Genomic DNA, 3037 nt, shown 5'->3' with positions numbered 1-3037 from the left:
GAAAAATGAAAATTAATCAATAATTGATTTTAGATTGAGATTTTAACCAATAAAAACTTAAATAAGACCTAAAAAAAAAGTAAAAATTGCTTCACTACTTTTTAAATTACAAACAATTATCAACTATATCCCCATAGCAACCGAAAATTAATCTCAATACGGTTAGTCAACATATCATTCAGCTCTAGCCTATCGGCAAGCCGAATGCTTAGTTGTTAGGCAACGTTTTTTATTCGATTATGAATTTCACGTTGACTTTAGCCGAAAACTCCATTTTCTCAAAATCAATCATAATATCTTCGCTTGCACGATTTCCGTAAATACTTGAAGCTCCTCTAATTTGAATTCCAGCTACTTTGCCTTGCAATTGGCTCGTAATAGATGCAGTTTCTAAATCAGAAACATAGATTGCTTTTCCAATTTTTTGATTTAAGGGCGCAACCATATTTTCAGCATTCCGTTTCGCTTTCAAAATGGCTTTGGTTCTTAACTCAAGCAGTAACTGTTCAGATTTTGAGTATTCTGTTTTAGAAATAGATACATTAGAAATTTCCTCACGCTCTAAATCTGCCATAACTTTTCCAACAGTTTGAGCATCTTTTAAAATCAAAGAAAACATTTTTGTTTTCAGCACTTTTTGTCCAGCAAGAAAATATTTTTTGAAGTCGCTACTATAATCTATTACAGACAACGATTTTTCTAAATCAATATTCAAAGATTTTAAAACCATAAACATAGATGCCTCTAATTCCTCCGTAGATTTTCGATTACGATTATCTTCCTCGTTTAATATAATCATCAAATGAATTTTATCTGGCGTGACCAAAGTGTCAATTTCTGCAATCGTTTCCAAAAAAGGTTGGTCGATAAAATTTTTGGTTTGAGAATGACTTTGTAAAGTCAAAAATCCAATGACAAGTAATAATCCTAATTTTTTCATTTGTTTTAGTTTGGTTAATTCAATGTTCATTTTATTTCGTCGAAACTATGATTTAATTTGATTTCTCAAAAGTCAGAATGAGTGAATTACCCTTTTCAATTAGTGTGCTTGTTATTTACTGCGGTTTTTTTCAAATGTTGCCTAACGGTGAGGCTATGTGCCGTTAATTTTCTTTGATAAAGCACTAAAGTTAATAGATAAATCACAGACCTTTTCGCTTTTAAAATATTTTTTTACGTTGCCCTTGCGTTTCCTCAAACAATACCTACTAAGAGCATGAGTTGTTTGAAGAAAAAATGTTTTAAAAGTACTTGCCCAAAACTCTATAAATAAGCCAAAATTAATGGCATATAGCCCGTGTTAGGTGCTGGCTTTATTTAGTTTATTTTTAGTTTTAGGGATTCAAGTTCTTTTTCAGCTGTAAAAAACTCATCAGTTCTTAAAATAATTTCTCCTTTTTCATTAATAAAAAAGTAAGTTGGTGTTGTTTGTGCTCCGTATATAATTTTCATTGGACTATGGTCTCCGATAAAATCAGAAACAAGAATAAAATCTAAACCATATTTTTCTCTTTTAATCTTTAAGTCTTCAATATTTGAACTTTCATTGTCAAAGAGCACTATTTTGAATTTTTCACTATTTAAAGATTTGTAATAATTTTCTAATAATTTTCTTCCATCTTCTCTTAGACATTTTAAACCTCCATATAAAAGGAGGGTGTTTTTTCCATTAAGACTTGATATTTTAAAAGGATTTCCATTATAATCAATAGCATGAAAATCAACTATATTATCTCCTTTTTCCATTTGTTTAGAATCAATATGTAATCTGATACTTTTTCCATAAGCAGATTTTTGCATATTCTCAGGGAGCATTTTATAAATAGATTTTAAGGTGTCTTTGGGGATATTTAACCTAAGCATAAAAACTCTTTGAAGTCCACTTGGAACAGAAGCAAACTTTATTGCAAGTTCAACGTTTTTATCATCGCATATCTTGGCTATTTTATCGCCTTCAATGATTAAACTATCTTTTTTTTCAGGATTTAATTCAAATGCTTTAGAAATCTTTGAAAACTCTTGGTTCTGGAAATCCCATATTTCTTTATCCAACTTCAAGTAGTTTTCCTCAGTAATGTTTTGTGAAAATGATTTAAAAGAAGATGTTAAAATTAAAACAGCTATGATTAAAATATTAATGTCTTTGTTCATTTGGTTATTGTTTTTCAGCTTGCACCTAACGGTTTGTGTATGGTTAGTTGCGTGGTTTAGCAACTAATTTAGTAAACAAATACTTGCCAGAGAAAATTCCGAAGGAATTTTCCAAGTAGGCACTTGCCAAAGCAATTAATTATACACGTTGTTACCACACGTTTTTATTATTCCACTTGATATTTGTACGGATTCTCAAATTCAGTTTTTCCATCGTGATATATTAAAAATTCCGCTTTATTTTCTTTAAAATCTAAAGTCTCTATTTTATTAATTCCAGTCACGCAAGAGTTATTTCCAACGTATTTCTGTTTGTCTAAAATTCCGAATGTCGATTCAGTAATTACTAAACTTTCTCCACAAGCCAAAAATCCACCAACACGAACTTCAACGTTGTGATTGTCATTCATTTCAAATTTTGCAATTGGTGGCTCGAAAGGAAGTGTAATTAAATAAAAAAATACAATTGGCATTTCCCAGATTAGGCTTAAAATTCCGAAAACAAACATTGGTATTGTCAAAATTCCGCTCAAGATTTTGTTCCGAGTATTTTTTGTCAATCCGAAAAGTAAGATTGTTGACAGGACAAAAGTCAATCCGATTATTGAGGTCGTATATTCTCCTTTCAGTCGAAATTCAAAAACCAAAAGTACAGCACAGATTATAATTCCGATTAACGAGTAGAGTGAGATTTTTTTAATAACCTTTTCCAATTTCGGAAAGTCAGATTTTGTCAAAATCAGCACTAAACTAATTCCTAAAAATATTGTTATTAAAACTAAAAATGTTGTCATTTCTCAAATGTGTGGTAACGTAGGAATAAAGTCTATATTAACTTTATTTCTATTATGTCGCTAAGTTAGTAAATCTTTAAGTTTGATAAAAG

Annotated in this window: 3 protein-coding genes; all 3 read right to left on the bottom strand. The window is 30.0% G+C overall.

The features are described 5' to 3' along the window. Positions 1-229: 229 nt before the first annotated feature. Complete coding sequence (locus D3P13_RS21655) at positions 230-940, bottom strand: SIMPL domain-containing protein (protein ID WP_232829267.1); 711 nt, start codon at positions 938-940, stop codon at positions 230-232. A gap of 377 nt (positions 941-1317) precedes the next feature. Then, positions 1318-2151 (bottom strand): peroxiredoxin family protein, encoded by an 834-nt coding sequence (locus tag D3P13_RS21650; protein WP_117885790.1) that lies wholly within the window; start codon positions 2149-2151, stop codon positions 1318-1320. Positions 2152-2318: 167 nt separating this feature from the next. After that, positions 2319-2945, bottom strand: a complete 627-nt coding sequence (locus tag D3P13_RS21645) for a hypothetical protein (protein ID WP_117885788.1) — start codon at positions 2943-2945, stop codon at positions 2319-2321. Positions 2946-3037: the final 92 nt, after the last annotated feature.

It is taken from the genome of Aureibaculum luteum (genome assembly GCF_003449015.1).
GTDB lineage: Bacteria > Bacteroidota > Bacteroidia > Flavobacteriales > Flavobacteriaceae > Aureibaculum > Aureibaculum luteum.
Note: the sequence above shows the minus strand (reverse complement) of the source record. Positions and strands in the feature narration are given on the sequence as shown.

Excerpts from the sequence above, each read along its gene's own strand:
- D3P13_RS21655 (WP_232829267.1), bottom strand. The coding sequence starts at position 940 with ATGAAAAAATTAGGATTATTACTTGTCATTGGATTTTTGACTTTACAA.
- D3P13_RS21645 (WP_117885788.1), bottom strand. The coding sequence starts at position 2,945 with ATGACAACATTTTTAGTTTTAATAACAATATTTTTAGGAATTAGTTTA.
- D3P13_RS21650 (WP_117885790.1), bottom strand. The coding sequence starts at position 2,151 with ATGAACAAAGACATTAATATTTTAATCATAGCTGTTTTAATTTTAACA.